Annotated in this window: 35 protein-coding genes and 1 pseudogene; 26 read left to right on the forward strand and 10 right to left on the reverse strand. The window is 55.4% G+C overall.

The genetic code is table 11. The features are described from left to right. Nucleotides 1-7: 7 nt before the first annotated feature. From ACQG19_RS15600 to ACQG19_RS15635, 8 genes are all read left to right on the forward strand, one after another. Entirely contained in the window at nucleotides 8-229 is a 222-nt protein-coding gene (locus ACQG19_RS15600; RefSeq protein ID WP_426725831.1) for a TraR/DksA C4-type zinc finger protein, read from the forward strand. Further along, nucleotides 226-948, forward strand: coding sequence for a hypothetical protein (locus ACQG19_RS15605; RefSeq protein WP_426725830.1), 723 nt, complete (start codon nucleotides 226-228; stop codon nucleotides 946-948). The genes ACQG19_RS15600 and ACQG19_RS15605 overlap by 4 nt, the downstream gene beginning before the upstream one ends. Then, nucleotides 926-1,165, forward strand: a complete 240-nt coding sequence (locus tag ACQG19_RS15610) for a DUF4222 domain-containing protein (protein WP_426725954.1) — start codon at nucleotides 926-928, stop codon at nucleotides 1,163-1,165. The genes ACQG19_RS15605 and ACQG19_RS15610 overlap by 23 nt, the downstream gene beginning before the upstream one ends. A gap of 9 nt (nucleotides 1,166-1,174) precedes the next feature. Continuing rightward, nucleotides 1,175-1,360, forward strand: coding sequence for a hypothetical protein (locus ACQG19_RS15615; protein WP_063250762.1), 186 nt, complete (start codon nucleotides 1,175-1,177; stop codon nucleotides 1,358-1,360). Nucleotides 1,361-1,444: 84 nt separating this feature from the next. Then, nucleotides 1,445-1,642, forward strand: a complete 198-nt coding sequence (locus tag ACQG19_RS15620) for a hypothetical protein (protein ID WP_032104950.1) — start codon at nucleotides 1,445-1,447, stop codon at nucleotides 1,640-1,642. Nucleotides 1,643-1,801: 159 nt separating this feature from the next. Beyond that, entirely contained in the window at nucleotides 1,802-2,002 is a 201-nt protein-coding gene (locus ACQG19_RS15625; protein WP_426725955.1) for a hypothetical protein, read from the forward strand. An 8-nt stretch (nucleotides 2,003-2,010) separates the two neighbouring features. Further along, nucleotides 2,011-2,256, forward strand: a complete 246-nt coding sequence (locus ACQG19_RS15630; RefSeq protein ID WP_014070846.1) for an excisionase family protein — start codon at nucleotides 2,011-2,013, stop codon at nucleotides 2,254-2,256. Nucleotides 2,257-2,301: 45 nt separating this feature from the next. Further along, nucleotides 2,302-3,597: a tyrosine-type recombinase/integrase gene (locus ACQG19_RS15635; protein ID WP_426725956.1), complete on the forward strand. Its 1,296-nt coding sequence runs from the start codon at nucleotides 2,302-2,304 to the stop codon at nucleotides 3,595-3,597. A 26-nt stretch (nucleotides 3,598-3,623) separates the two neighbouring features. On the opposite strand, the gene fliE is transcribed toward ACQG19_RS15635, so the two are convergent. Next, nucleotides 3,624-3,938 (reverse strand): flagellar hook-basal body complex protein FliE, encoded by a 315-nt coding sequence (gene fliE / locus ACQG19_RS15640; protein WP_013097729.1) that lies wholly within the window; start codon nucleotides 3,936-3,938, stop codon nucleotides 3,624-3,626. A 228-nt stretch (nucleotides 3,939-4,166) separates the two neighbouring features. Between fliE and fliF the strand changes: the two genes are divergently transcribed. The 14 genes and pseudogenes from fliF (at nucleotide 4,167) to rcsA (ending at nucleotide 15,709) form a co-directional block, all read left to right on the forward strand. Next, entirely contained in the window at nucleotides 4,167-5,846 is a 1,680-nt protein-coding gene (fliF, locus tag ACQG19_RS15645) for a flagellar basal-body MS-ring/collar protein FliF (RefSeq protein ID WP_194500405.1), read from the forward strand. Further along, nucleotides 5,839-6,837, forward strand: coding sequence for a flagellar motor switch protein FliG (gene fliG, locus ACQG19_RS15650; protein ID WP_008500327.1), 999 nt, complete (start codon nucleotides 5,839-5,841; stop codon nucleotides 6,835-6,837). Before fliF ends, fliG begins: the two co-directional genes overlap by 8 nt. Continuing rightward, nucleotides 6,830-7,540, forward strand: coding sequence for a flagellar assembly protein FliH (fliH, locus tag ACQG19_RS15655; protein WP_013097731.1), 711 nt, complete (start codon nucleotides 6,830-6,832; stop codon nucleotides 7,538-7,540). The genes fliG and fliH overlap by 8 nt, the downstream gene beginning before the upstream one ends. Next, nucleotides 7,540-8,910, forward strand: coding sequence for a flagellar protein export ATPase FliI (fliI, locus tag ACQG19_RS15660; protein ID WP_013097732.1), 1,371 nt, complete (start codon nucleotides 7,540-7,542; stop codon nucleotides 8,908-8,910). The genes fliH and fliI overlap by 1 nt, the downstream gene beginning before the upstream one ends. Nucleotides 8,911-8,931: 21 nt before the next feature. Beyond that, nucleotides 8,932-9,375, forward strand: a complete 444-nt coding sequence (gene fliJ / locus ACQG19_RS15665) for a flagellar export protein FliJ (protein WP_013097733.1) — start codon at nucleotides 8,932-8,934, stop codon at nucleotides 9,373-9,375. Beyond that, a complete protein-coding gene (gene fliK / locus ACQG19_RS15670) occupies nucleotides 9,372-10,607 on the forward strand; it encodes a flagellar hook length control protein FliK (protein WP_058679632.1) in 1,236 nt (411 codons plus the stop codon). Before fliJ ends, fliK begins: the two co-directional genes overlap by 4 nt. 106 nt (nucleotides 10,608-10,713) lie before the next feature. Next, entirely contained in the window at nucleotides 10,714-11,184 is a 471-nt protein-coding gene (gene fliL, locus ACQG19_RS15675; RefSeq protein ID WP_014832480.1) for a flagellar basal body-associated protein FliL, read from the forward strand. 4 nt (nucleotides 11,185-11,188) lie between these two features. Further along, nucleotides 11,189-12,193 (forward strand): flagellar motor switch protein FliM, encoded by a 1,005-nt coding sequence (gene fliM / locus ACQG19_RS15680; RefSeq protein WP_013097736.1) that lies wholly within the window; start codon nucleotides 11,189-11,191, stop codon nucleotides 12,191-12,193. Then, nucleotides 12,190-12,603 carry a flagellar motor switch protein FliN gene (fliN, locus tag ACQG19_RS15685; RefSeq protein WP_008500318.1) on the forward strand — a complete coding sequence of 138 codons (414 nt, stop codon included), beginning with the start codon at nucleotides 12,190-12,192 and terminating at the stop codon, nucleotides 12,601-12,603. The genes fliM and fliN overlap by 4 nt, the downstream gene beginning before the upstream one ends. Before the next feature lie 2 nt (nucleotides 12,604-12,605). Further along, nucleotides 12,606-12,980 carry a flagellar biosynthetic protein FliO gene (fliO, locus tag ACQG19_RS15690; RefSeq protein ID WP_013097737.1) on the forward strand — a complete coding sequence of 125 codons (375 nt, stop codon included), beginning with the start codon at nucleotides 12,606-12,608 and terminating at the stop codon, nucleotides 12,978-12,980. Next, nucleotides 12,980-13,717 carry a flagellar type III secretion system pore protein FliP gene (fliP, locus tag ACQG19_RS15695; RefSeq protein WP_013097738.1) on the forward strand — a complete coding sequence of 246 codons (738 nt, stop codon included), beginning with the start codon at nucleotides 12,980-12,982 and terminating at the stop codon, nucleotides 13,715-13,717. The genes fliO and fliP overlap by 1 nt, the downstream gene beginning before the upstream one ends. Before the next feature lie 10 nt (nucleotides 13,718-13,727). Further along, entirely contained in the window at nucleotides 13,728-13,997 is a 270-nt protein-coding gene (gene fliQ, locus ACQG19_RS15700) for a flagellar biosynthesis protein FliQ (RefSeq protein ID WP_008500315.1), read from the forward strand. Between the two features lie 7 nt (nucleotides 13,998-14,004). Next, nucleotides 14,005-14,806, forward strand: a pseudogene (gene fliR / locus ACQG19_RS15705) (flagellar biosynthetic protein FliR). Between the two features lie 279 nt (nucleotides 14,807-15,085). Further along, the gene (gene rcsA, locus ACQG19_RS15710; RefSeq protein ID WP_013097740.1) at nucleotides 15,086-15,709 is read left to right on the forward strand and encodes a transcriptional regulator RcsA; all 624 of its coding nucleotides are present in this window, start codon (nucleotides 15,086-15,088) and stop codon (nucleotides 15,707-15,709) included. Nucleotides 15,710-15,797: 88 nt separating this feature from the next. On the opposite strand, the gene dsrB is transcribed toward rcsA, so the two are convergent. Further along, on the reverse strand, nucleotides 15,798-15,986 hold the full coding sequence (gene dsrB / locus ACQG19_RS15715) for a protein DsrB (protein WP_013097741.1): 189 nt from the start codon (nucleotides 15,984-15,986) through the stop codon (nucleotides 15,798-15,800). A gap of 128 nt (nucleotides 15,987-16,114) precedes the next feature. On the opposite strand from dsrB, the gene yodD reads away from it, so the two are divergent. Further along, nucleotides 16,115-16,342: a YodD family peroxide/acid resistance protein gene (gene yodD / locus ACQG19_RS15720; protein WP_013097742.1), complete on the forward strand. Its 228-nt coding sequence runs from the start codon at nucleotides 16,115-16,117 to the stop codon at nucleotides 16,340-16,342. A gap of 270 nt (nucleotides 16,343-16,612) precedes the next feature. Then, the gene (locus ACQG19_RS15725; protein ID WP_058679635.1) at nucleotides 16,613-17,443 is read left to right on the forward strand and encodes a mannosyl-3-phosphoglycerate phosphatase-related protein; all 831 of its coding nucleotides are present in this window, start codon (nucleotides 16,613-16,615) and stop codon (nucleotides 17,441-17,443) included. On the opposite strand, the gene dgcQ is transcribed toward ACQG19_RS15725, so the two are convergent. From dgcQ to ACQG19_RS15740, 3 genes are all read right to left on the reverse strand, one after another. Further along, entirely contained in the window at nucleotides 17,428-19,128 is a 1,701-nt protein-coding gene (dgcQ, locus tag ACQG19_RS15730; protein ID WP_108452977.1) for a cellulose biosynthesis regulator diguanylate cyclase DgcQ, read from the reverse strand. The two genes, ACQG19_RS15725 and dgcQ, sit on opposite strands and share 16 nt — an antisense overlap. A gap of 73 nt (nucleotides 19,129-19,201) precedes the next feature. Continuing rightward, nucleotides 19,202-19,384 (reverse strand): YodC family protein, encoded by a 183-nt coding sequence (locus ACQG19_RS15735; protein ID WP_013097745.1) that lies wholly within the window; start codon nucleotides 19,382-19,384, stop codon nucleotides 19,202-19,204. A 78-nt stretch (nucleotides 19,385-19,462) separates the two neighbouring features. Beyond that, nucleotides 19,463-20,383: a DUF808 domain-containing protein gene (locus ACQG19_RS15740; protein ID WP_170942733.1), complete on the reverse strand. Its 921-nt coding sequence runs from the start codon at nucleotides 20,381-20,383 to the stop codon at nucleotides 19,463-19,465. 169 nt (nucleotides 20,384-20,552) lie between these two features. On the opposite strand from ACQG19_RS15740, the gene yedA reads away from it, so the two are divergent. After that, nucleotides 20,553-21,467, forward strand: a complete 915-nt coding sequence (yedA, locus tag ACQG19_RS15745; protein WP_013097747.1) for a drug/metabolite exporter YedA — start codon at nucleotides 20,553-20,555, stop codon at nucleotides 21,465-21,467. Here yedA and ACQG19_RS15750 read toward each other — a convergent pair. The 4 genes from ACQG19_RS15750 to drpB all read right to left on the reverse strand — a co-directional run bounded on the left by ACQG19_RS15750 (nucleotide 21,427) and on the right by drpB (nucleotide 24,410). Beyond that, nucleotides 21,427-21,930, reverse strand: coding sequence for a very short patch repair endonuclease (locus ACQG19_RS15750; protein ID WP_023619809.1), 504 nt, complete (start codon nucleotides 21,928-21,930; stop codon nucleotides 21,427-21,429). The two genes, yedA and ACQG19_RS15750, sit on opposite strands and share 41 nt — an antisense overlap. Further along, a complete protein-coding gene (locus ACQG19_RS15755) occupies nucleotides 21,911-23,326 on the reverse strand; it encodes a DNA cytosine methyltransferase (protein WP_023619810.1) in 1,416 nt (471 codons plus the stop codon). The genes ACQG19_RS15750 and ACQG19_RS15755 overlap by 20 nt, the downstream gene beginning before the upstream one ends. A gap of 61 nt (nucleotides 23,327-23,387) precedes the next feature. Then, nucleotides 23,388-24,089, reverse strand: coding sequence for a phosphohydrolase (locus tag ACQG19_RS15760; RefSeq protein WP_246932569.1), 702 nt, complete (start codon nucleotides 24,087-24,089; stop codon nucleotides 23,388-23,390). Between the two features lie 51 nt (nucleotides 24,090-24,140). Further along, complete coding sequence (drpB, locus tag ACQG19_RS15765; RefSeq protein WP_029882559.1) at nucleotides 24,141-24,410, reverse strand: cell division protein DrpB; 270 nt, start codon at nucleotides 24,408-24,410, stop codon at nucleotides 24,141-24,143. Between the two features lie 432 nt (nucleotides 24,411-24,842). Here drpB and ACQG19_RS15770 point away from each other — a divergent pair, with 432 nt between their 5' ends. After that, nucleotides 24,843-25,916, forward strand: coding sequence for a porin (locus ACQG19_RS15770; RefSeq protein WP_246932502.1), 1,074 nt, complete (start codon nucleotides 24,843-24,845; stop codon nucleotides 25,914-25,916). 56 nt (nucleotides 25,917-25,972) lie between these two features. Here the strand turns inward: ACQG19_RS15770 and ACQG19_RS15775 are convergent, their stop codons facing one another. Beyond that, nucleotides 25,973-26,836, reverse strand: a complete 864-nt coding sequence (locus ACQG19_RS15775; RefSeq protein WP_246932504.1) for an N-acetylmuramic acid 6-phosphate etherase — start codon at nucleotides 26,834-26,836, stop codon at nucleotides 25,973-25,975. Between the last annotated feature and the right edge of the window lie 136 nt (nucleotides 26,837-26,972).

Consider the following 26,972-nt stretch of genomic DNA (forward strand, 5'->3'; position numbering starts at 1 on the left):
ATTGACCATGGCCGATATCATAGATACCGCAGCAGAGATTGAAGAGCTTCAGCGTAACGCTGCCCTTTCCGCTCACCGCATCGACCGCAACGCCGTATCAGCTGAGCGTTGTGAAGAATGCGAAGAACCAATTCCTGAGCCGCGGCGCGCTGCTGTTCCCGGCTGCCAGACGTGCGCGGAGTGCCAGGGTGTTATCGAGTTAAGGAACAAGCAGAGGGGGATCCAGTGAAAGAGCGCGGAATGATTTTCAACGGCGAGATGGTGCGCGCCATCCTCGACGGCCGGAAGACGCAGACGCGCAGGATCATGAAGGTGCAGCCTGTCCTCAATTGTAGTTTTTATGAGGTATACGGTGCTGGATGGGTCCGGAGCATGAAATCTGTTCCTGCAATTCCAGGACACAGCCTTGCCAGTAATTGTCCATTCGGTCTGGTTGGCGATCACATCTGGGTACGGGAAACGTGGGGCGTAGTGAGTCATGAACTGGATGAGGACGGTCGCATTCAGCCATGGAACCCTGACCGTCCTGCCACAGCCATTCACGAAATGCCGTTTGGTAATGGTTACTACTCTGGTCACGCTATTTACGCAGCAGATGGAGAGTTTACTTGGGGTGATGACGATGGATATGAAGATGGCTGTTCGTGCTGGAAGCCATCTATCCACATGCCTCGCGCAGCCTGTCGTCTCATGCTGGAGATCACCGGCGTCCGAGTGGAAAGGTTGAATAGCATTAGCCAGGAAGATGCGCAGGCGGAAGGAATGGAGATTACCGGATGGCGACCAACATACTCTGACCCGGATAGCGGCGGTGAAGTCTGGACTCCATATGACAACTTTGCTCAGCTGTGGGAATCAATCTACGGCGAGGAGAGTTGGAAGGCCAACCCATGGGTCTGGGTAATCGAATTTAAGGTGGTGCCCAATGTTCAGGATACTCCAGCCTAATACCTGGTACGCCGATCCCCACGGCGCGCCCTGCAAAATCCTCCGCGCTACCCACGAAGTCATCCACTACATCCGCAACGGTCGCACCTGCATCGCCAGCATGGGCCGATTTAACCAGGATTTCGAGCCGCTGACCAAAGCACAGGCCGAGCGGATCGCCGAAGAAATCGAAACAGCAGATCACCTGAAGAAGCTGCGCGCCCAGCGTGCTGCATGAGGAGAAATTATGGGAAAGATGACGTTCGTATTTGAGTATGAGGACGGTAAAGAGCCGCCTGTTAGCGCTGGCATGGAGTTTATGGGCGGGAAGATTGTAGCTGCTGCGTTTCGTGATGCTCTCGAAGAGCCTGAAGTATGTAACGAGATTGCCCCTGACCCTGAATATCTGGAAAAAATCCGCAGTCAGTTATGACGCAACTGATAGCCAGTTATGAGCTGGCTATTGGGTACGAAAATTTAGTGCGATAGAATACCGTAATCATAAAGGAGGAATTAGATGAAACTGACACAGCAGCAGTGCACCATCCTAACTGGCTACACTGGGGTATTGATCGGGAGCTTTTCTGATTTTCAGCAGGATGCTGAGAAACGCCTGGGCAGAACTTTGCTTACCCACGAAATGGCCTCTGCCGAGGTTATGTCTGAATTGAAAGAACTTTATAAAAAAGATTTCCTCGCTTTAATGCCCGAATAGACCGTTCGCTACATCCCTGTCTCACCTAAATAGAACCCGCCACTGAGCGGGTTTTCTTTTGAGAAAAACCATGCATTCAAACCCCATGAACTGGCTCATCGCCGCACTTATGGCGCTGGGCGCTCTCATCTCATTTCTTCACGAACCGGAAGGTGTGCAATGGCTGCTTTTAATGTGGGCGCATTAGTCCAGAAGAAGACCGGCGGTATACATGGCGTGGTGGATAGCCAACTGGAGCCGGAAGGCGATCACCCGAAAGCCTGGGTGCGATGGGATGACGGCAATTATTCAGTGCACGCGGAAAACGAATTACGCGCGGCCACACCCGACGGCCCGCAGTGTTATAAAACAATGTCATAGGAGCGAACATGAGCGAAATGACCTTAATCGTGCCCAACGACTGGGTAACCGAAGAAAAGCTCGTCGAGATTACCGGCCTTCGCCCTGGCACTATCGAGCGGGCACGCAAAAAATGCTGGATGGTAGGACGGGAATATCTTCACGTCTCACCGGACGGCGTGCCGAAGAAAAACAGCGAATGCATGTACAACCGAAAGGCTGTCGACCAGTGGGTTGAGAGCATGTCAAAGAAACAGCCGGGTGCGCGCCAATGAAGATCCGTTTATGCTTAGCGGGCTCTTGGACGTCAGGAGGGAATAATGGCTAAGTCAGCATACCCAACAGGCGTGGAGAATCATGGCGGTACGCTCCGCATATGGTTCATCTATAAAGGCAGCCGGGTGCGTGAAAGCCTCGGCGTGCCGGATACACCAAAAAACAGAAAGGTCGCTGGCGAGCTGCGCGCGTCGGTGTGCTTTTCGATTAAGACCGGCAACTTCAACTATGCAGCGCAATTCCCAGACTCGCCTAACCTGAAAAGGTTTGGGGTGGAGAGCAAGGAAATCACCGTGCTGGAGCTGGCGAACAAGTGGCTTGAACTGAAGCGTATGGAGATCAGCACCAACGCGATGTCACGCTATGCGTCTATAGCGCGCAACATGGTGCCCAGGATCGGCGGTGACAGGCTGGTGTCTGCGGTGACGCAGGAAGACCTGCTGTTTATCAGGAAGGAATTGCTGACCGGTTATCACACTCTGAAGGCCGGGCAAAAAACTCCGGTTAAAGGCCGCTCCGTCAGAACGGTCAACAACTACATGAAGACCATGGGCGGGATGTTTAAGTTTGCCGCTGATAGCGGTTATGTACGGGTGAATCCGTTCACCGGGATCGCCATGCTTAAGCGGTCACGATGCGAGCCTGACCCGCTGACGCGAGATGAGTTTGTCAGGTTGATTAACGCCTGCGCTCACCAGCAACTGAAAAACATGTGGTCTCTTGCCGTCTACACCGGCGTGCGCCACGGAGAACTGGTGTCGCTGGCCTGGGAAGATATCGACCTGAAAGCGGGTACGATGATGATCCGCCGGAACCACACGTTAACGAAGGAGTTCACCCTTCCGAAAACAGAGGCCGGGACGGACCGTATCATCAACCTCATTCAGCCAGCGATCGACGTGCTGAAGAGTCAGGCAGAACTGACACGCCTGGGTAAGCAGTATCAGATTGAGGTGAAACTGCGCGAGTATGGCCGTACCGATGTGCATCCATGCACGTTCGTGTTCAACCCGCAGATCGCATCACGTAATGGCCGTGCCGGGCATCATTACGCAGTGGGGTCGATTAATCAGTCGTGGGAAGCGGCAATGCGACGCGCCGGGATTCGCTATCGCAGAGCATACCAGTCCCGACACACGTATGCATGCTGGTCGTTGGCTGCCGGTGCTAACCCGAACTTCATCGCGAAGCAAATGGGCCACACCGACGCGCAAATGGTTTACCGGGTGTACGGATCCTGGATGGCTGAAAATAACCAGGACCAGGTACTCATCCTCAACCAGAAATTGAGTGAGTTTGCCCCATCCATGCCCCACGCCGTGGGATCGGATGGTTATTAATTATAAATATCATTAGGTTAGATAACCTAAACTTGCATGCCCATCACTTCCTGATACGCAGACACCAGCTTATTACGCACCTGGATCCCCATCTGCAGAGAGACCGAGGCTTTTTGCAAATCGGTCATCACATCGTTCAGCGCCACGCCAGGTTCACCGAGGGTGAACTTCTCGGCCTGGGTACGCGCGGCGGTCTGGGTATCGCTGATACGGTCGAGCGCAGCATGCAGTTGCCCGGCAAAGCTGATGGTCGGCTGCTGTTCTGCCACATTCTGATTACGGGCCGTCATCGCGGTTGCCTGCAGCTGACTGATAACCCCTTCAATACCCTGTATAGCCATAACTCTCCCCTGGATGGTTTTTTACGCGGTCAAGACTAACAGCTTGTCAATAAGATAATGGCGGTAAATAGCGATAAAAAACCAGGTTATTTGGCCCATAGAAAATCACGAATCATCAAATAATGGCTGGGCCATCAATATGGAACTTTTGTCGTGTTTGCCGACCCGGGAGTCAGTTTTGTTTCTCTACACGAATAACGTAAACCACCAGGATTTAAGAGGTGCGCAATGAGTGCAGCAGCATCGACAGCGCCGCAGAATAAATCACTCGAGTGGATGAACCGCCTTCGCGCGAATCCTAAAATCCCGTTGATCGTGGCAGGCGCTGCCGCAATTGCGATCCTTGTAGCGATGGTGTTGTGGGCGAAAAGTCCTGATTACCGCACGCTTTACAGCAACCTTTCCGATCAGGATGGCGGCGCCATCGTCACCCAACTGACTCAAATGAACATCCCTTATCGCTTCGCCGATAACGGGGGTGCGCTTGAGGTACCGGCAGATAAAGTCCATGAACTCCGTCTGCGTCTGGCGCAGCAGGGCCTGCCGAAGGGCGGCGCGGTGGGTTTTGAACTGCTGGATCAGGAAAAGTTCGGTATCAGCCAGTTCAGCGAGCAGGTGAACTACCAGCGTGCGCTGGAAGGTGAGCTGGCCCGCACGATTGAAACATTAGGCCCGGTGAAGAGCGCCCGCGTGCACCTTGCCATGCCTAAACCGTCCCTGTTTGTCCGCGAACAGAAATCCCCGTCGGCTTCCGTCACAGTCAACCTTGAACCCGGCCGGGCGCTGGATGAAGGGCAAATCAGCGCGGTTACACATTTAGTTTCCAGCGCCGTCGCCGGTTTACCGCCGGGTAACGTCACGCTGGTTGACCAGAGTGGTCACCTGCTGACCCAAAACAATACCGCCGGACGCGATCTGAATGACGCGCAGCTGAAATATGCCGCCGATGTGGAAGCGCGCCTCCAGCGCCGCATCGAAGCGATCCTCGGCCCGGTTGTGGGTAACAGCAACGTCCATGCCCAGGTTACCGCGCAGATCGACTTCTCTAATAAAGAACAGACCGAAGAGCAGTACCGCCCGAACGGCGATCCGGCTCAGGCAGTGATGCGCTCTCGCCAGGTTAACGAAAACGAACAGGTTGGTGGCGCATACCCAGGCGGCGTGCCGGGCGCACTCTCTAACCAGCCTGCCCCGGCTAACGCAGCCCCTATTTCCACGCCGCCGGCTAATCAGCAGAATGGTCAGCAAAATCAGCAGACCACAACCTCGACGGCCAGCAATGCCGGTCCACGTACCAGCAGCCGTAACGAAACCACCAACTACGAAGTGGATCGGACTATCCGCCACACGAAACTGAACGTGGGTGATATTCAGCGTCTGTCGGTGGCCGTCGTGGTGAACTACAAAACGCTGCCGAATGGCAAACCGCTGCCGCTGACGGCAGAGCAGATGAAGCAGATCGAAGACCTGACCCGTGAAGCGATGGGTTACTCCGAGAAGCGTGGCGATAGCCTCAACGTGGTGAATTCACCGTTTAACCCGGTAGATGAGACCGGCGGTGAGCTGCCGTTCTGGCAACAGCAGGCGTTTATCGATCAGCTGATGTCTGCGGGCCGTTGGCTGCTGGTGCTGATTGTCGCCTGGCTGCTGTGGCGTAAGGGCGTTCGTCCTCAGTTGCAGCGTCGTGCAGAAGCCGAGAAAGCAGCTCGCGAACAGATGAACGCGCGTCAGGAAGTGGAAGAAGCAGTTGAAGTCCGCCTCAGCAAAGACGAACAGATGCAGCAGCGTCGTGCTAACCAGCGCATGGGTGCTGAGGTCATGAGCCAGCGCATTCGCGAAATGTCAGATAACGATCCGCGCGTCGTGGCGCTGGTCATCCGCCAGTGGATGGGTAACGAACATGAGTAATACGCTTACGGGCACCGATAAAAGCGTCATCCTGCTGATGACCATTGGCGAAGATCGTGCGGCTGAGGTATTTAAACACCTCTCCCAGCGAGAAGTACAAATTCTGAGTGCGGCCATGGCCAACGTGCGTCAGATCTCCAACAAACAGCTGACCGAAGTGTTGTCGGAGTTTGAGCAGGAAGCCGAACAGTTTGCAGCGCTCAACGTCAACGCCAACGACTATCTGCGCTCCGTGCTGGTCAAGGCGCTGGGCGAAGAGCGTGCCGCCAGCCTGCTGGAGGACATTCTCGAAACGCGCGATACCGCCAGCGGGATCGAAACGCTCAACTTTATGGAGCCGCAGAGTGCCGCAGACCTTATTCGCGACGAGCACCCGCAGATTATCGCCACCATCCTGGTTCACCTCAAACGTGGTCAGGCGGCCGATATTCTGGCGCTGTTCGAAGAGCGCCTGCGTCACGATGTGATGCTGCGTATCGCCACCTTCGGCGGTGTCCAGCCAGCGGCGCTGGCGGAGCTGACCGAAGTGCTGAACAACCTGCTCGACGGCCAGAACCTCAAGCGCAGCAAAATGGGCGGCGTGAGAACGGCGGCGGAAATCATCAACCTGATGAAAACGCAGCAGGAAGAAGCCGTTATTACGGCGGTTCGCGAATTCGACGGCGAGCTGGCGCAGAAAATTATCGACGAGATGTTCCTGTTCGAAAACCTGGTCGAAGTGGACGACCGCAGCATCCAGCGCCTGCTCCAGGAAGTGGACTCCGAGTCGCTGCTTATCGCCCTCAAAGGTGCCGAACAGCCGCTGCGCGAGAAGTTCCTGCGCAACATGTCCCAGCGTGCGGCAGATATCCTGCGCGACGACCTTGCCAACCGTGGCCCGGTGCGTCTGTCTCAGGTGGAAAACGAACAGAAAGCGATCCTGCTCATCGTTCGTCGTCTGGCAGAAACCGGCGAGATGGTAATTGGCAGCGGAGACGACACCTATGTCTAATGAGCTACCGTGGAAGCGCTGGACGCCTGACGATCTGGCCCCTGCCCTCTCTGAATTCACCCCGGCTGTCGTAGCGTCGCCCGAGGAGGGCGACACCGACGTCGAGGCGCCTGAACTGAGCGAAGAAGAACAGCGCACGCAGATGCTGGCGCAGTTACAAATGCAGGCGCATGAGCAGGGTTTTAATGCGGGTCTGAATGAAGGCCGACAGAAAGGCCATGACCAGGGTTATCAGGAAGGTCTGGCGAAAGGGTTAGAACAGGGTATTGAGCAGGCGCGCCAGCAGCAGGCGCCTCTCCATGCCCGTATGCAGCAGCTGGTCAGCGAGTTCCAGCACACCCTGGATGCGCTGGACAGCGTGATTGCTTCCCGGTTGATGCAGATGGCGCTGGAAGCGGCCCGTCAGGTAATTGGCCAGACCCCGGCGGTCGATAATTCAGCGCTGATCAAACAAATTCAGGGCCTGCTGCAGCAAGAGCCGTTGTTCAGCGGGAAACCGCAACTGCGCGTTCATCCGGACGATCTCCAGCGCGTGGAAGAGAGTCTCGGTGCCACGCTGAGCCTGCACGGCTGGCGTCTGCGCGGTGACCCGTCGTTACATCACGGCGGATGCAAAGTCTCCGCCGATGAAGGCGATCTGGATGCCAGCGTCGCCACCCGCTGGCAGGAACTGTGCCGCCTGGCGGCTCCGGGAGTCGTCTGATGACCGCACGCCTCACTCGCTGGCTCAACACGCTCGATAACTTTGAAACGAAGATGGCGCAACTGCCATCTGTTCGTCGTTATGGGCGCCTGACCCGCGCCACCGGTCTGGTGCTGGAAGCCACCGGCCTGCAGTTGCCTTTGGGGGCCACCTGCGTGATCGAGCGTCAGGATGGGCAGGAAACGCGAGAAGTGGAAAGCGAAGTGGTGGGCTTTAACGGCCAGCGTCTTTTCCTGATGCCGCTTGAAGAGGTGGAAGGCATTCTGCCCGGCGCGCGCGTCTATGCGAAAAACATCATCGGCGATGGTCTGCAAAGCGGTAAGCAGCTCCCGCTCGGCCCTGCCCTGCTGGGCCGCGTGCTGGACGGCAGCGGTAAACCGCTCGACGGCCTGCCCGCCCCGGACACCACCGAAACCGGCGCGCTGATCACCCAACCGTTTAACCCCCTGCAGCGTACCCCGATCGAACATGTTCTTGATACCGGTGTGCGCCCGATCAACGCCCTGCTGACCGTCGGTCGCGGCCAGCGTATGGGGCTGTTCGCCGGTTCAGGGGTGGGTAAATCGGTCCTGCTCGGCATGATGGCCCGTTACACCCAGGCCGATGTGATCGTCGTGGGGCTAATCGGTGAACGTGGCCGCGAAGTTAAAGACTTCATTGAAAACATTCTGGGCGCGGAAGGCCGCGCCCGTTCGGTGGTCATCGCCGCCCCGGCGGATGTCTCTCCGTTGCTGCGTATGCAGGGTGCCGCGTATGCCACCCGCATCGCCGAAGATTTCCGTGACCGCGGCCAGCACGTGCTGCTGATCATGGACTCTCTAACCCGTTACGCGATGGCGCAGCGTGAAATCGCGCTGGCCATCGGTGAGCCACCGGCCACCAAAGGCTATCCGCCGTCGGTCTTTGCCAAACTCCCGGCGCTGGTTGAACGCGCAGGGAACGGCATTAGCGGCGGTGGCTCCATTACCGCGTTTTATACGGTGCTGACCGAAGGCGACGACCAGCAGGACCCGATTGCCGACTCTGCGCGTGCGATCCTCGACGGTCATATTGTGTTATCGCGTCGCCTGGCCGAAGCCGGACACTATCCGGCCATTGATATTGAAGCATCCATCAGCCGCGCAATGACGGCACTGATTACCGAGAAGCACTACGCCCGCGTGCGTAACTTCAAACAACTGCTCTCCAGCTTCCAGCGCAACCGCGACCTGGTGAGCGTGGGAGCGTATGCCAAAGGTAGCGATCCCATGCTCGACAAAGCGATTAGCCTGTGGCCGCAGCTGGAGGCATTTTTGCAACAAGGCATATTTGAACGTGCCGACTGGGAAGATTCGATTCAGGCTCTGGAGCTGATTTTCCCGCAGGTGTAACACAGGTGGAGGGCGACGATCATGGCGCAAAACAGCGCGTTATCAACGCTGAAAGATCTGGCTGAAAAAGAAGTTGATGATGCCGCATTGCAGCTTGGCGCAATGCGACGCGGGTGCCAGCAGGCTGAAGAGCAGTTGAAGATGTTAATCGACTATCAGCATGAGTATCGCACCAACCTCAATACCGATATGACACAGGGCATTGGAAGCCAGCGCTGGATTAACTATCAGCAGTTTATTCAGACGCTGGAAAAAGCGATAGAACAGCATCGCCAGCAGCTTCAGCAATGGACCCAAAAAGTCGACACCGCGCTGAATTTCTGGCGCGAGAAGAAGCAGCGACTGCAGGCCTGGCAGACCTTACAGGACCGGCAGATTGCCGCGGCGACGCTGGCGGAAAACCGCCAGGATCAGAAAAAAATGGATGAGTTTGCCCAGCGCGCATCAATGAGGAAACCGGAATGATCACACTGCAACAACTGCTGATGACCGACAGCGACCTGTCAGGCGGCATGCAAACGGGGAAAGGCACCGACGGTGCGCAAGACTTTCTTTCTCTGCTGGCGGGCGCGTTAACGGACGCCAGCGGTCAGGGCAAAGATGCGCCGCTGACGCTGGCCGACCTGAAGGCGGCTGGCAGCAAGCTGTCAAAGGTCGCGAAGGACGCCGGGGGAGAGTCCACCCTGCAGGCGAAAATTGCCGATCTGCTCGCGCGTCAATCCACGCAGGCTGGCGATGAAACGGCGCAGACGACGCCGCTACAAACGCTGGTCTCCGGGCTGATGCCTGCCGCTAAGGGCGATGCCCTGAAGACGTTGACCACGGCGAATAGTGCCGATAACAGCAAAACCGAACTGAGCGAAGAAGAGCTGGCGGGCTTAAGCGCGCTGATGGCCATGCTGCCGCACCAGCAGACCTCCACGCCGATCACGGCGAAAGGCGCGGGCAGTGAGGGACTCAAAGCAACGTCAGCCCTGACCGCCACGACGCTTACGCAAAACGGCACGTCTGCACACGCACTGGGCAGCGCCCTGACGGGCAAGGATAACGCGCAGCCGTCTTTCGCCGGGCAGGCGCAAAACGTTGATCCGTCCCTGCCGGCCAACGCACCGGCGACGCCAGCGCTCGCCGTCGCGGCCGAGAAACAGGATCTTGCCAGCGCGTCTTCGTCTTCAACACCAACCGCCACCCTGGCGCCGATTGTCTCCAGCCACGCCACCGCGCAGCCTGCCGCAACCGTTGCCACCGCACCGGTGTTGAGTCAGCCGCTCGGTACCCACGAATGGCAACAGAACCTGAGCCAGCACATCACGCTGTTTGCGAAGCAAGGACAGCAAACCGCAGAGTTGCGCCTGAACCCGGAAGATCTGGGCCAGGTGCACATTTCGCTGAAGCTGGATAATGACCAGGCACAGCTGCAGATGGTCTCTGCGCACGGCCACGTGCGTGCTGCACTGGAAGCCGCCCTGCCGGTACTGCGTACGTCACTGGCGGAAAACGGCATTCAGCTTACGCAGAGTAGCGTCAGCAGCGAGAGCTTTGCCGGGCAGCAGCAGTCTTCATCCCAGCAGCAACAGCAGGCGTCGCGTTCCGGCCAACATGGCGGATTTACTGAAGAGAGCGATGAGTTGCTGCCGACCCCGGCAGCCCTGCAATCCGCTGCGAGCGGCAACCGCGCCGTAGACATCTTCGCCTAAACGCCAGAGGTAGCGTGATTATCCCCGTCTTTTCCACGCTTTGACGTCAGCCGGACACGGGATAATCACCATATTAAGCTGTACCGAAACAGGAAGCTCGTATCAGATGACTGACTCCGCGATCACCAAAAAAAGTAAGCGTTCCATCTGGATCCCGCTGCTGGTGTTAATCACGCTCGCCGCCTGCGCTACCGCGGGCTATAGTTACTGGCGCATGCAGCAGAAACCTTCTACTGCTGCGGCCAAAGCCGAACTGCCACCTCCGCCGGCACCGGTGTTCTTCCCGCTGGATACCTTCACCGTCAACCTCGGTGATGCGGATCGTGTGCTGTATGTCGGCATCACGCTGCGCCTGAAAGATGAAGCCACCCGTTCCCGACTGAACGATTACCTTCCGGAAGTGCGCAGCCGTCTGCTGCTGCTGTTCTCTCGTCAGGACGCTTCAACGCTTGCCACCGATGAAGGTAAGCAAAAGCTGGTCGACGCTATTAAGCAAACGCTGGCGACCCCGCTGGTGAACGGCCAACCTAAGCAGGAAGTCACTGACGTTCTGTATACAGCCTTTATTCTGCGGTAACGACATGGGCGACAGTATTCTTTCTCAGGCAGAAATCGATGCGCTGCTCAACGGCGACAGCGATAAGAGTGATGATCCGCAACCGGGCATTGGCGGCGATAGCGATATTCGTCCCTATGACCCGAATACCCAGCGTCGCGTGGTACGTGAACGTCTGCAGGCGCTGGAGATCATTAACGAACGTTTTGCACGTCAGTTCCGTATGGGGCTGTTTAACCTGCTGCGTCGTAGCCCGGATATTACGGTCGGTGCGATCCGCATTCAGCCGTATCATGAGTTTGCCCGCAACCTGCCGGTGCCAACCAACCTTAACCTGATCCATCTGAAACCGCTGCGCGGCACAGGTCTGGTGGTGTTTTCCCCAAGCCTGGTGTTTATTGCGGTGGATAACCTGTTCGGCGGCGACGGGCGCTTCCCGACCAAAGTAGAAGGTCGTGAATTCACCCACACCGAACAGCGCGTCATTAACCGCATGCTGAAGCTGGCGCTGGAGTCATACAGCGACGCGTGGAAGGCCATTAACCCGCTGGAAGTGGAGTATGTGCGTTCTGAGATGCAGGTGAAATTTACCAACATCACCACCTCTCCGAACGACATCGTCGTCAACACGCCATTCCACGTGGAGATCGGTAACCTGACCGGCGAGTTCAACATTTGCCTGCCGTTCAGCATGATCGAACCGCTGCGCGAGCTGCTGGTCAACCCGCCGCTGGAGAACTCACGTCATGAAGATCAGAACTGGCGTGAAAACCTGGTGCGCCAGGTCCAGCACTCACAGCTTGAGCTGGTGGCGAGCTTTGCCGATATTCCGCTGCGGTTATCCCAGATCCTGAAATTACAACCCGGTGACGTTTTGCCGATAGAAAAACCCGACCGCATTATTGCCCATGTGGATGGTGTCCCCGTGCTGACAAGTCAGTACGGCACAATTAACGGCCAGTATGCGTTACGCGTTGAGCACTTGATCAACCCGATTTTGAATTCGCTGAATGAGGAACAGCCCAAATGAGTGACATGAACAATCCGTCCGATGAAAACAGCGGAGCACTGGACGATCTGTGGGCTGACGCGTTAAACGAGCAAAAAGCGACCCCGGCCAAAAGTGCAGCGGATGCCGTCTTCCAACAGTTAGGCGGCGGTGATGTCAGCGGTACGCTGCAGGACATCGACCTGATTATGGATATCCCGGTTAAGCTGACCGTTGAGCTGGGTCGCACCCGCATGACCATTAAAGAGCTGCTGCGTCTGACGCAGGGTTCCGTCGTGGCCCTCGACGGTCTGGCCGGTGAGCCGCTGGATATCCTGATCAACGGGTATCTGATTGCTCAGGGTGAAGTGGTGGTCGTGGCCGATAAATACGGCGTGCGTATCACCGACATCATTACCCCGTCTGAGCGCATGCGTCGTCTGAGCCGTTAAGAATGAAAACCCAGGCAACAGTATCACAACCTTCCGCCGTTCCCGGCTCACCGCTGCTCCAGGTGAGCGGCGCGTTGCTCGGTATTATTGCCTTTATTCTTATCGCCGCCTGGCTGGCGAAGCGTTTTGGCCTGGCGGGTAAAACAGCCGGGACGCGCGGTCTGAAGGTCAGCGCCAGTACAACACTGGGGCCACGCGAGCGCGTGGTCATCGTAGACGTTGAGGACGCGCGGCTGGTGCTGGGCGTCACCGCGTCAAACGTCAACGTTTTACATAAACTGCCGCCCGCCCCTGCTATCAGTGATGAGCGTGCAGAAGCCCCTGCGGATTTCCAGTCCGTCATGAAGAGTTTGCTTAAGCGTTCCGGGAGATCCTGATGCGCCGTTTGTTATCCCTGACGCTCGCGGGCGTTGGCCTGTTTGCTCCTGCGGTTTATGCGCAACTGCCCGGTCTGGTTTCAACCCCTCTGGCGGGCGGCGGACAAAGCTGGTCGCTCCCGGTTCAGACGCTGGTGTTCATCACCTCGCTGACCTTTATTCCGGCGATCCTGCTGATGATGACCAGCTTTACCCGCATCATCATTGTCTTTGGCCTGCTGCGAAACGCGCTGGGTACCCCTTCCGCGCCGCCGAACCAGGTGCTGCTGGGCCTGGCCCTGTTTTTAACCTTTTTTATTATGTCGCCGGTTATCGATAAGATTTATACCGACGCCTACCAGCCGTTCAGTGAAGATAAAATCTCCATGCAGGAGGCGCTGGAGAAAGGCGCGCAGCCGCTGCGTGAATTCATGCTGCGCCAGACGCGCGAAGCCGATCTGGCCCTCTTTGCCCGCCTTTCCAACACCGGGGAGCTGCAGGGCCCGGAAGCCGTGCCGATGCGCATACTGCTGCCTGCGTACGTCACCAGCGAGCTGAAAACCGCCTTCCAGATTGGCTTTACCATCTTTATCCCGTTCCTGATTATCGACCTGGTGATCGCCAGCGTACTGATGGCGCTCGGTATGATGATGGTACCGCCAGCCACCATTGCCCTGCCCTTTAAGATCATGCTCTTTGTGCTGGTCGACGGCTGGCAGCTGCTGGTTAGTTCGCTGGCGCAGAGTTTCTACAGTTGAGGAGCGCGCAATGACGCCAGAATCGGTCATGATGATGGGCACGGAAGCGATGAAAATCGCGATTGCCGTTGCCGCGCCGCTGCTGCTTGTCGCCCTGGTGACCGGTCTGATCATCAGTATTCTGCAGGCCGCCACGCAGATTAACGAAATGACGCTCTCGTTCATTCCGAAAATCATCGCCGTGTTCGTGGCAATCATTGTTGCCGGGCCGTGGATGCTCAATCTGCTGCTGGACTACATGCGTAACCTGTTTACCAATCTGCCGTACATCATCGGCTGACGCGACGATGCTCCATTTTACCAGCGACCAGTGGATTCAGTGGCTTGGGGTCTATTTCTGGCCCATGCTGCGCATCCTGGCGCTGATCACCACCGCCCCCATCCTGAGCGAGAAAGCGATCCCGAAGCGGGTCAAAGTGGGGCTGGGCATCATCATCACCATCATCGTTGCCCCTTCCCTGCCTCCGGTGAATATCCCGATCTTCTCCGCCAATGCGGTATGGGTGGCGTTGCAGCAAATTCTGATTGGCGTCGCGGTTGGTTTTACCATGCAGCTGGCCTTTGCGGCCGTGCGCACCGCCGGGGAACTGATCGGCCTGCAGATGGGGCTATCGTTCGCCACGTTTGTCGACCCCGGCAGCCACCTCAACATGCCGGTGCTGGCGCGCATTATCGATATGCTGGCGATGCTGCTTTTCCTGTCGTTTAACGGCCATCTGTGGCTCATCTCCATGCTGGTGGACACCTTCCACACGTTGCCGATTGGGGAAAACCCGGTTAACAGCAATGCGTTCCTGGCACTCACCCGCGCCGCAGGGCTGGTGTTCCTCAACGGATTGATGCTGGCACTGCCGATCATCACCCTGCTCCTGACCGTGAACCTGGCGTTGGGTTTACTCAACCGCATGGCCCCGCAACTGTCGGTGTTCGTCATTGGTTTTCCGCTGACGCTGACGGTGGGAATTTTATTAATGTCATTGCTAATGCCACTTATCGCCCCCTTCTGTGAGCATTTATTCGGCGAGATATTCAACCTCTTAGCGGATATTGTCAGCGAGCTGCCACGTAAATAATAGTCCTCACAGTTGATATTGTCTTTCTGAGGATATTCCTAAAATAAAACACGAAAAACATCTTCCAGGATATATCTGACGCGGTTTAATTGTTTCTAACCACCTCACAATACTTAATATTTACTTTACTTTAAGATGATTCCTGGCAAATTATACGTAACTTTACGGGATAGTGAGTCCGCCTGAAAGTCTTTGTCATGCTCACAGGTTTATTAATTTTTTCCATCCCGTATGGCTGTTTATGAGCTCTCAGGCAGATGGTGAATTATCGTTACGCATTGAGTGAGGGTATGCCATGTCAACGATCATTATGGATTTATGCAGCTACACCCGGCTAGGGTTAACCGGGTATCTGGCAAGCAGAGGGGTAAGAAAGAGAGACATCAACGACGCACACACCGTTGAGGAGCTCGCAGCCGCTTGTGATGAACTCAAACCAGGCGTGGTGTTTATTAATGAGGACTGTTTCATTCACGATCCAGCCAACAGTCAGCACATTAAGCAAATCATTAATCAGCATCCTAAAACCCTGTTTATTGTTTTTATGGCGATCGCAAATATCCATTTCGATGAGTATTTGTTAGTCCGTAAAAATTTATTGATCAGTTCTAAATCGATAAAACCAGAGTCGCTGGATGACATTCTGGGGGATTATTTGAATAAGGAAGTTAAGAATGTAGGAGCGGTTAACTTACCCACCCTATCATTAAGCAGAACTGAATCAAGCATGCTGCGAATGTGGATGGCCGGGCAAGGAACGATTCAAATTTCAGACCAGATGAATATTAAAGCGAAAACCGTTTCGTCACATAAAGGAAATATTAAAAGGAAGATTAAAACCCATAATAAGCAAGTGATCTACCACGTTGTCCGCCTGACCGATAATGTGACGAACGGGATTTTCGTCAACATGCGTTAGTTGCATAAGACCTTGAGTACCCTACACGATCTCTGGCCTGGCCAGAGATTTTTGCTTTTACGGGCGCTGTCGGGCACCCGATGCCGTGTTACTCCGCTTTTTCCACAAAGATGCCATCCGGATGCCCCAGTTCGTTAAAGAACCAGATGCCGAGCGGGTAGTCTTCCAGTGATACCAGATACATTGTACCTTCACTAAACTCTTCAATTGCCAGTACCACCCCCGGGCGGCGCGGTCCACCGTCCGTTTTGACAGTAACCCGATCGTTAACCTTCATACGTTCCTCCTGTGGTTTTGAGCCAGTGTAGAACAAAACGCAAAATCACACATCGCCACGGCGCGCGAATGGCGTTTTTGTGTTCAGTCTATAATCAATGTTGGACACGGTTGAATGAGGACCCCGAAATGAAGACCGATAAAGAGTACAGCGACACCATCAAACGCGAGGTCGAAGTGGATGTCGATGCCCTGTTGGCCGCCATCAATGAGATCAGTGAGTCAGAAGTTCGTCGTACGGATGACAACTCTGACCGGGTCATCGTCAACGGAAGGGATTATCACACCTACCGTGAACTGGCCGAGGCCTTCGAGCTTGATATCCATGACTTTAGCGTGTCTGAAGCGAATCGTTAGGACGAAAAAAATCCCGGTCATGGGGATGGCCGGGATCAAACTTGCTTATGCAAGAAGCACTTGAAAATTCGTTACACCAGGAAATCTGATGTAGCTGAAACACTATCCTCAACGATTTTGCCTGACAAGCATATATTCTCGTGGCGAATATTATATTTTTTAAACGTGAATTTTTGTTATGAGCAGCAAGGTACGTCGAATGCGGGTTTGGCGGGATCGGTTCCGCGCGTTTCCCTTCCGACAGTCCTATTTTTTTAGGAAAATTCTTAGATGAGGCACTATTCGCAATCGGGAGCTGCACGGCCTTCCCTGCAGGACACCCTGCTGGTTTTTTCCGACCTGGATGGTTCGTTGCTGGATATTCATACCTACGCCTGGCAGCCGGCAATGCCCTGGCTGGATAAGCTGCAGGATTTTCAGGTACCGCTCATTCTGTGCAGCAGCAAAACCGCAGCGGAGATGCAGGATATTCAGCAGGATCTGGGCCTCGAGGGGTTACCGTTTATTGCCGAAAACGGCGCGGTCATCCAGCCCGATGTCCGTTGGGAAAAGGCGCAGCGCCATACTATGGGAATGCTTCACCGCGACATTCGCCCGTTCATCGAGCAAATCCGCCTGCAGGCAGGGTATAAATTCACCACCTTTGACGATGTCGATGACCGGGTGATCGGCGAATGGACGGGGCTGAGCCGCTATCGTTCCACGCTTGCGCGTAAACATGAAGCCTCTGTCACGCTCATCTGGCGCGACACCGATGAGAAAATGGTGCAGTTTGAAGAGGAGCTGGCGCAGCGCGGTCTGAAATGCCTGCAGGGTGCCCGCTTCTGGCACATTCTGGACGCCCGCTGCGGAAAGGACGTGGCGGTGAACTGGCTCATTGCGCAGTATCGCGAACAGGAAGGCATCATGCCCACGACGCTCGGGCTGGGCGATGGTCCGAATGATGCGCCCCTGCTCGACAGCGTCGACTTCGCGGTAGTGATCAAGGGCATTAACCGCCAGGGCATCACGCTGCGCGACGATAACCCTGCCCGGGTGTATCACACGCAGCAAGCAGGACCGGCGGGCTGGCATGAAGGGCTGGATCACTTCTTGTCCTGATCGTCCCAGACCACCTGGTTGCGGCCGCGCTGTTTTGCCAGATACAGCCGGGCATCCGCTATCGACTGCAGTTGTTCGAAGTCGTAATTCCCCTTCTCCTGCGCGCAGCTGACCCCCATCGACGCGCTGATACGCAACGTCGTGCTCTTTTTCACCAGGATCTCTTTGCTGTCGATGCGTGAGCGAATGCGTTCCGCCACCGCTCTCGCCTCCTCCAGCCCGATACCCGGCAGTACCACGCAAAACTCTTCCCCGCCCACGCGCCCGGCAACGTCGTTCTTACGCAGGGCGCTGGCAATCAGCCCCGCCGCATGGGACAGCACCTTATCTCCGGCCTGATGGCCGAAGCGGTCGTTGATGCTTTTAAAATAATCGAGATCGATCTGCACCACCGAGAACGGCAGCGACTGCGCCTGACATTGCCCGGCCAGCGCTTTTGCCCGCTCAAACAGCGCCCCACGGTTATGGAGGCGGGTGAGCGGATCGTGCCAGGCCTGCCACTGCAACGAGTGCTGGAGCGTGTACATGTTGCTGACCATCCGGCGGATCACCAGCCAGGAGATCAGCAGCATGGCGGTGAAGAGCGCCCACAGGAGCGCCAGCACGATACTGATGCTGCCGAAGTCGCCTTTTACCCCTTCATGCAGGGTATGGACCCGCAGGATAACCCCGTCAAAATGGTCGAGCCGCTCCCAGCTGACAAAACGGCTGCCGAGCCGGATCCCGCCGCCGGTATTGTTCTCAATAGCATGCGCAATCTGTGCCGTTTCACGCTCATCAAAATGGTTGGCCTCGCTTGTGGACGCTTCAGAAGAGGCAATCATATTGAGCCGGGTATCATACAGCTGATATTCACCCTCGGCGTGGTCATCCGTCGCGTCGGCCAGCATCCGTTTCATGGTATTGAGAGAAAAATCCATCGCCACCACGCCGTACCAGTAATGGTCAAAATAGATGGGTACGCTTGCGGTGATCATGCGCTCGTTGCCTGTCCAGGTTGACGGCGAAGTGATAAACCACAACACCGCGCGCGCACGGTTGTTACGTTCCGTTTGCTGCGTAAACCAGGGCTGGGTCACCAGATGGTAATAGCGCGGGATAATATCGGCAGTCTTTGTCGCTGTCTCCGTGGAGAGGTAAAACCCGGCGCGGGAGACATAGACCACCCGTTCTTCGCTGCGCATGACCGGTGAGGCTAGCCTGAGCAAATACCCCACTTCAAGCGCAGCGGACACTTCATCATCGAGAAGTTCATTGTCGCGATTAAGCAGCGTGGTCTTTTCAACAAAGGCATCCGATACGCCGTTGATGGGCAGCGTACGTTTTGTATCCACGGCAAGTTGCCAGAAAGGACGAGACCGGTCTGCATTGAAGCGTGTCACCGCTGCACGCAGGACATCAAACGCCAGCGGCGTCTGGAGCGCATCGCGCATGCTCTGGCGAAAAAAAAGCAGTTTGTCCACGCTGAACTGAAGCTGTCTGTCCAGCGACGTGGCCACCGTTTCCAGATGGTTGCGCTGGCTTGAGATATAGGCATCTTCCAGCACCACCACTTCACGCCAGGTGAGGAGGGTCGAAAAAACCAGTACCACCAGAAAACAGAGATTAACAATCGCACCTGGATTGCTACGCTTATGCAGCCATTGCAGAAAAGTTCGTCTTACAACAAAGGTATCACGCTGCACACATACTCCCTGATCGCTTCCTTACACCCGATACTTGATATAAAAACGCCCGGCAAGGCCGGGCGTTAAGTGATTAAGCCTTGTCACGCTTTTGCCGCCCGTCACCCGGCTGAAGCTCATCTTCACGAAACGCTTCCCGCTTGATGCTGTAACCGTCATGCCACCGACACTCCACCATTCCGCTGGAATAGCCGGTGACAATCATACGTGGGCCGCCCTTCTTAGGCTTAACTTCATCACTGACCAAAAAGACCATACCTGCCTCCTGTATCAGGGTGAAACTGTTTCAATTTAGACGAGGAATGGCCTTTTTGCATCCTGGCGCGGGTAACAATTAGTGCGCCGTACCGCGCAGCTTTTCAACCAGCTTCACTGCGGCGACCACGATACTGCCCACAATAAAGCCCAGCACCAGATTAAGCAGCGTAGGCAAAATGGCCGCCACCACGGCGCCCTGCTGTGCAGCAAAATGTTCTATCGCATGGTGCAGCGGCGCAATACCGTGTACCACAATCCCACCGCCGACAAGAAACATCGCCAGCGTCCCCACCACGGAAAGACTCTTCATCAACCACGGGGCGAGCACCAGCAGGCTTTTACCGATCCCTTTCGCTACCGCGCTCGATTTCGCTTCCAGCCAGAAGCCAATATCATCGAGTTTAACGATAAGCCCTACCAGGCCGTAAACCCCCACCGTCACCAGAATGGCGATCCCGGAGAGGATCAGCACCTGATTCAGCAGCGGCGATTCAGACACAATACCCAGGGTAATGGCCACAATCTCCGCCGACAGAATAAAGTCGGTACGAACGGCGCCCTTGATTTTATCGCGTTCGAAGGTTTTTGGATCCTGCGCTGCCAGCGCTTCCAGACGCTGCTGGCGCATTTCTGGCGTGTCGTGCTTCTTCCTCGCGGCGAAGGAGTGCAGCACCTTCTCTACCCCTTCAAAGCATAAAAAAGCGCCGCCAATCATCAGCAGCGGCGTAATCGCCCAGGGGATAAAGGCGCTGATCAGCAGCGCCAGCGGCACCAGGATCACCTTGTTGAGGAATGAGCCTTTCGCCACGCCCCATACTACCGGCAACTCACGGTTAGCCCGCACCCCGCTTACCTGTTGCGCATTTAGCGATAAATCATCCCCCAGAACCCCTGCTGTTTTCTTCGCCGCCAGTTTTCCCATAACGGAAATATCGTCCAGCAAGGTGGCAATATCGTCCAGCAATGTTAATAAGCTACTTCCCGCCAAAATGACTATCCTTCTTTTTTTGCTAATTAAGTGAATAGTATGGAACAAAACCGCACACCCGGAAACAGGCACATTGCGTCAACAAAAATTTCACAGCAACTACACAATTAAAGGGCTCGCCAGCCCGGTAGTTTTGGCGTTTACTATGAGCGAACTTTTTATTTCGTCGTGAGGGACTATGCGTTTTCGGCACTTACTACCGCTCATCGGGGCGCTCTTTTCGCTGTATATCATCTGGGGGTCAACCTACTTCGTCATTCGCATTGGGGTGGAAAGCTGGCCTCCGCTGATGATGGCGGGTATCCGTTTTCTCTCGGCTGGCGTCCTGCTGATGGCCTTCCTGCTGCTGCGCGGACATAAACTCCCCCCGCTGCGCCCGATGCTGAATGCGGCGCTGATTGGCCTGCTGCTGCTGGCCGTGGGCAACGGCTTTGTCACGGTTGCTGAACATCAGAACGTGCCCTCCGGTATCGCGGCGGTAGTGGTCGCCACCGTCCCGCTGTTCACGCTCTGCTTTAGCCGTCTTTTCGGCATTCGCACCCGCAAGCTGGAATGGCTGGGGATTGGAATTGGGCTCGCCGGGATCATTCTGCTCAACAGCGGCGGCAACCTGAGCGGTAACCCGTGGGGGGCCGTGATTATCCTTATCGGATCCATGAGCTGGGCGTTTGGCTCCGTCTATGGTTCGCGTATTGAGCTGCCGTCCGGCATGATGGCGGGTGCCATTGAGATGCTTGCCGCAGGCATTGTGCTGCTGATTGCCTCCATGCTGACGGGCGAAACGCTGACAACCATGCCGGATCTGTCTGGCTTCCTTGCCGTGGGTTATCTGGCGCTGTTTGGCTCCATCATTGCCATTAATGCGTACATGTTCCTCATCCGCAACGTCTCTCCGGCGGTCGCCACCAGCTACGCCTACGTTAACCCGGTCGTGGCCGTGCTGCTGGGAACGGGACTCGGCGGTGAAACGCTGTCGCCGGTTGAATGGCTGGCGCTGGGCGTGATTGTCTTTGCCGTGGTGCTGGTCACGCTGGGGAAATACCTGCTGCCCGCTAAGCCTGAGGTGGTGCCGTGTCAGGTGGAGAAACCGTAAACGGATGAATGCCCTGAGTGTCGATCTGCGCGGTCTGACCGCCGCCGCAGATCCACTCTTCCAGCCGTTCGGTCAGATCCCGATCGTTCAGCTTCAGTCTGCCGCGTAGCGCACACTCCCACACCACCAGCACCCGCCATCCCTGTTCGACAAGCGTGGCGATATCCCGCCGATCGCGCTGGACGTTTTTGCCAATCTTCTCCAGCCAGAAATCGGTGCGCGTCGCCGGGACTTTAAACAGATAGCAGTCGTGACGGTGCCAGAAGCAGCCGTGGGTAAAGATAATGCACTCATAGGCATCAATGACGAAATCAGGACGCCCGGCAAGTGCGGCATCCTGCACCCGAAAGTCAAAGCCTGCCTCGGTCAGTAGCCCGGCGAGGCGTTTCTCAATTGCCGTATCACGCGTGCCGATGGCACGCATGTTTTTACTGCGCGTCGCCTTATTGTGCACATCCGTCATTGACGGCCTCACTCTGGCGCAGGGCAACCGCCTGTTTAATGCGTGAGGACAGCAGTTTCGCCACCGCCGCAAAGGCGGGCACCACCACCGAGTTGCCAAACTGTCGGTAGGCCTGCGTATCAGAGACCGGAATGCGGAAGCTGTACCCCTGCGGCGTCTCAAACCCCATCAGCCGCGCGCACTCGCGTGGGGTTAAGCGACGAGGACGATGACGCTGGTTCTCAGGGTTATCAAAGTCTTTCTCGCCCAGCGCTTTGTCCCAGCCACGATCGATCAGGATCTCCGCACCGTCTTTGTAATAGCGCGCGGACAGGGTGCGGGTGACACAGTGCGGATCGTTCGGGTTGACCAGGCCAAAACCAAAACCGTTGCCTTTTGCCTGATGCTTTTTGGCATAGCGATAGAGGTACTTCCACAGCACCGGGGTGAGGATAAATTTCGCGTCGACGGCGGGCTCCAGAAGATCGGCGACGGACGGACGGCGCGCCGGATAGAGCGACGGGATATCCCGCAGGGTAAAATCACCTTTCAGGTTGAGATCGCGGCGGAACCCGACCAGCACAATACGTTCCCGGTGCTGGGGCAGGAAGTGTTTCCCGTCAATGATTTTCGGATCATCGGCACCCATATCCTGGGAATCCGCCACGTCGTAGCCCAGCTCATCCAGCGTCTGCATAATAATGCGGAAGGTTTTACCGCCGTCATGACTCTTTAAATTCTTGACGTTTTCCAGCACAAAAATGGCCGGACGGCGGGCATCGATAATACGGGCGACATCAAAAAACAGGGTTCCCTGCGTATCGCAGGCAAAACCGTGGGCACGTCCGAGGGCATTTTTCTTCGATACCCCGGCAAGCGAGAATGGCTGACACGGGAAGCCCGCCAGCAGTACGTCATGCGCCGGGATGTTCTGGCGAATATGCTCTGCCGCCTCTTCATCGCTCACGCCGCTTTTATGGCTCAGCGTGACATCGCGGATATCCGCGTTGAACTGATGCGCATCCGGGTCACAATACCAGTTGGCTTTATAGGTGCGGACCGCGTGTTTGTTCCACTCGCTGGTGAAGACGCACTGTCCGCCGATGGCTTCAAATCCGTGTCGAATGCCCCCGATACCGGCAAACAGATCGATAAAGCGGAAGGCATAGTGGGGATGGGCGGCGGAAGGACGCGGAAGCAATGTTTGCAGATAACGAAACTCGCCGTCGCTCAGGCGATGCCCTGCCCGCTCGCTGGTGATAAGTCTCTTAATGATTGCCGGGCTCCAGTGGCCCTCACCGTGTGCCATGAGCTGGCTGGCGAGGGTTTTGGCATCATAGATATCCAGCAGCTGGCGCAGCAGCGCCTGCACCGTTGCCGTTGATTTCTCAGCCTGCTCAGGTGCGGGCTCACTCACTGATCGATTTTCCTGCATTCTTTTGACCGGACAATAAAGACTGGAAACAGATTACCACAGTTCAACGGTGCAAACTGCGACGGAAGCGGCTCAGTACCTGGCTATCCAGCCCCAGGCAGTCACCCTGTACTTCGGCACTCAGTTTTGCCATAAACTGGATGAGAAAATCGGCGTTGTGGCGTGCCAGCTCGCGCCCCATTTCTGTTTGCATTGTATCAGGCAGGTGCAGCAGCTTGGTCTGAAAATGGTCGAGGGCAAACGCCCGGTCATCAGGGGTTCGCGCATCAGCAAAGGGATCGTGTGCGTCAAAAAGCGGCACGCCCAGCGCCCCAGAAACGGCAAACACGCGCGCCAGGCCAATCGCCCCTAACGCTTCCAGCCGGTCAGCATCCTGCACAATTTTCGCTTCCAGACTCTGCGGCGCGATCCCGGCGCTGAAGCTGTGCGCCTCAATAGCATGCGCCACGGCGTCATAATGCGCGGGGGGAAAGTCCGGGAAGTCGCGATGCAGGATCTCACGCGTTTTACGCGCTGCCAGCTGGGATGACTGGCCACGTTCAGGATGGTTTTTCGGCAGGCTGACAATATCGTGGAAATAGCAGGCGGTCAGGATCACCAGCGGCTCGACCGCCCGGTTAGCCATGATTTTTTGCGCCGTCATCCAGACGCGACGAAAGTGCGAAATATCATGCGCGGTGTCGTCGGTGGTGTGGTTTTCCCCGAGCCAGCGCTCAAAACGTTGCTGCCACTGCGTAAGTTCCATCATCACGTCCTGTTGTTAAAATGGTTACAATAGCAACTTTCCCGGACGCTATCACGAGTTGTCCTGACGGGGACGGGTGTACCACGCAATCCCGCCCAGGATCAGGCCGACCGTGCCCAGCACCAGAAACCCCAGCAATGCCCCAAGCCATTTGCCGCTGGTCGACCCCAAATCCCCTTCCACTGCCGCATTCGGCAGCGACGGTATTTTACTGATCACCCAGATATACCGGGCCATTGCCCAGACAAAGTAACCGCAAAAAGCGTAAAACACCCACAGGGCCAGTTTGCCTCCCAGGCTGCGTTCGATTTTTCGTTCCATCTTTCACTCCACGGTCACTGCCGTACCGTTTGCACATGCTTACTCTGGTTTTGTGATAATCGTCACATTTTGGCATTAAACCCTGTGCTGTGTGAAGGTTTCTGACGCTCAGTTTGCCTTAAGTTGATCCTGGGCAAGGTTACAGAAGAGGACGACTGGTGAGTGTTTAATTCGGAGAAATATAATTAAGGCTAATAATAGAATTTATAAAATAACCACGAAAAATACTTAACAATAATTAACCAATATATATTTCAAATTATAATTCACGAGAAAAATAAAGCGACACTTAGAAATATTTAGTAATATTTTTACCCATTTAATTACATTTATTATTGAACTTAAACCCTCTCTCCTGGAATAGTATCGATGCTGTAGTTGCGGAGCGTGATTACATATATTCATATAAATTATCTCTAAAGGGAATATATAATGAAAAGAAAAGTATTGGCCATTCTTGTACCCGCGTTATTAATGGCTGGCGCAGCAAATGCCGCTGAGATTTATAACAAAGGCGGTAATAAACTTGATTTCTATGGAAAGATGGTTGGTGAACGCATCTGGTCCAACACTGATGAAAGCAACAGTGAAAATGAAGATACGTCATATGCCCGTTTTGGCGTAAAAGGCGAAACGCAAATTAATAGTCAACTGACCGGTTACGGCCAGTTTGAATACAACATTGAAGCCAGCAAGCCTGAAGGTGAGCAGGACGAAAGTACACGTCTGGCCTTTGCAGGTCTGAAATTCGCAGACTACGGTTCATTCGATTATGGCCGCAATTACGGCGTGGCTTATGACGGCGCGGCGTATACCGATATGCTGGTTGAATGGGGTGGCGACTCATGGGCTGCCACAGATAACTTTATGACTCAGCGTACCAATGGCGTTGCGACCTACCGTAACACCGATTTCTTCGGTATGGTTGAAGGTCTTAACTTTGCTGTTCAGTACCAGGGTAAAAACGATAACCGCAATGAATTCAAAGCAAATGGTGATGGTTACAGCATGTCTGTGAATTATAACCTTGATGGCTTTGGTTTCGTTGGCGTCTACGGTAAATCCGATCGTACCGATGAGCAATCTGCTGACGGTTATGGCGATACGGCGGAAGTTTGGTCTCTGTCTGCTAAATATGATGCAAACAACGTTTATGCTGCGGTAATGTACGGTGAAACCCGTAATATGACTAAAGTTGGATATAACGCCTTCGCCAATAAGACCCAAAACGTTGAAGCCGTTGTTCAGTATCAATTCGACTTTGGTCTGCGTCCATCCCTGGGCTATGTATATTCACAGGGTAAAGATCTGTATGCCCGTAATGGCTATAAAGGCGTTGACGCTGACCGCGTAAATTATATTGAAGTGGGTACCTGGTACTACTTCAATAAAAACATGAACGTTTATACTGCCTATAAATTTAACCTGCTGGACGAAGAAGACGGTGCCATCACTGGCAACGCAACTGACGATCAGTTCGCGATGGGTATTGTTTACCAGTTCTAATCCCCCAAAACACCAAAGGCCGCAATCGCGGCCTTTTTTTATTCCTGCGCGCTCTATTACGGCGCTTCCTGCAACGCCACCCGAATAAACCCGTTATTCTGCGCAAGCAACTCATGCGCTTTCCAGGCATCCAGCCCGGTCAGCACCATCAGCACCGCCGTTTTGCAGTTATGGTTACAGCTCTCCAGCGCGGCTTTTGCTACCGCTCGGGTGCATCCCCCCGCTTCCATCACTATCGCGATTTGCCGTTCAGCCCACTGGGTGCTGCTCGCCTCCAGATCCACGCGCAAGTTGCTGTAAACCCGCCCGGTGCGGACGGCCAGCCCGGTGGTCACCATAGAGAGGATCATTTTCTGCGCAATGGCCGCTTTGGTATTCAGATACCCGGCAACCACATCCGGGCCCAGCTCTGGCGCAATCACCATACTTGCCAGCTGCGCCGCTTCGCTTTGCGCATTATCGGTAATCACCGCCACCGGTGAACCGAGCGACCACGCATGCCGCATGGCGCCCCAGACCCACGGCGTTTTTCCGCTTACGGTGACCGCCAGCATCATATCGTGCTCGCCAAAGTTAATCGCCTGCAGGTCGGCAACGCCGCGCTCGTAGCTTGTCGCATCGTCGCCCGCCGTGATGGCAATCACCGGGGTTTTACCCGGGGCATACTCATCCGCCGCCTGTTTCGCCACACAGCCGGACGGCCCCGCGCCAACCATAACCAGACGCCCCCCGTGGCTCAGGGTCGCGGCGGCGTTATCCACCACACGGGCAATAATGGGTAAAAAAGGGGTGATTGCAGCGGAGATAAGTGCATCATCCTGGTGAATGACTTTCAGCATGTCCAGCGTGGACAATCTATCGATATTCATCGTGCTGGCGTGCCGTCTTTCCTTGACCGAACCGGTAAGCATAATGCTCATAAACAGCCTCCTTATTATGAGTACCCACACACTATAAAGTGTTTTATATGGATGACATGCGAGGAGGGTCACGAAAAGCGGAGCAAATGCATGCTTTTACACAGCTTTAAGAAAAGCGCGTCATCGGCGATAATTA

Source organism: Enterobacter cloacae complex sp. 277I4, assembly GCF_050031465.1.
Lineage (GTDB): Bacteria > Pseudomonadota > Gammaproteobacteria > Enterobacterales > Enterobacteriaceae > Enterobacter > Enterobacter cloacae.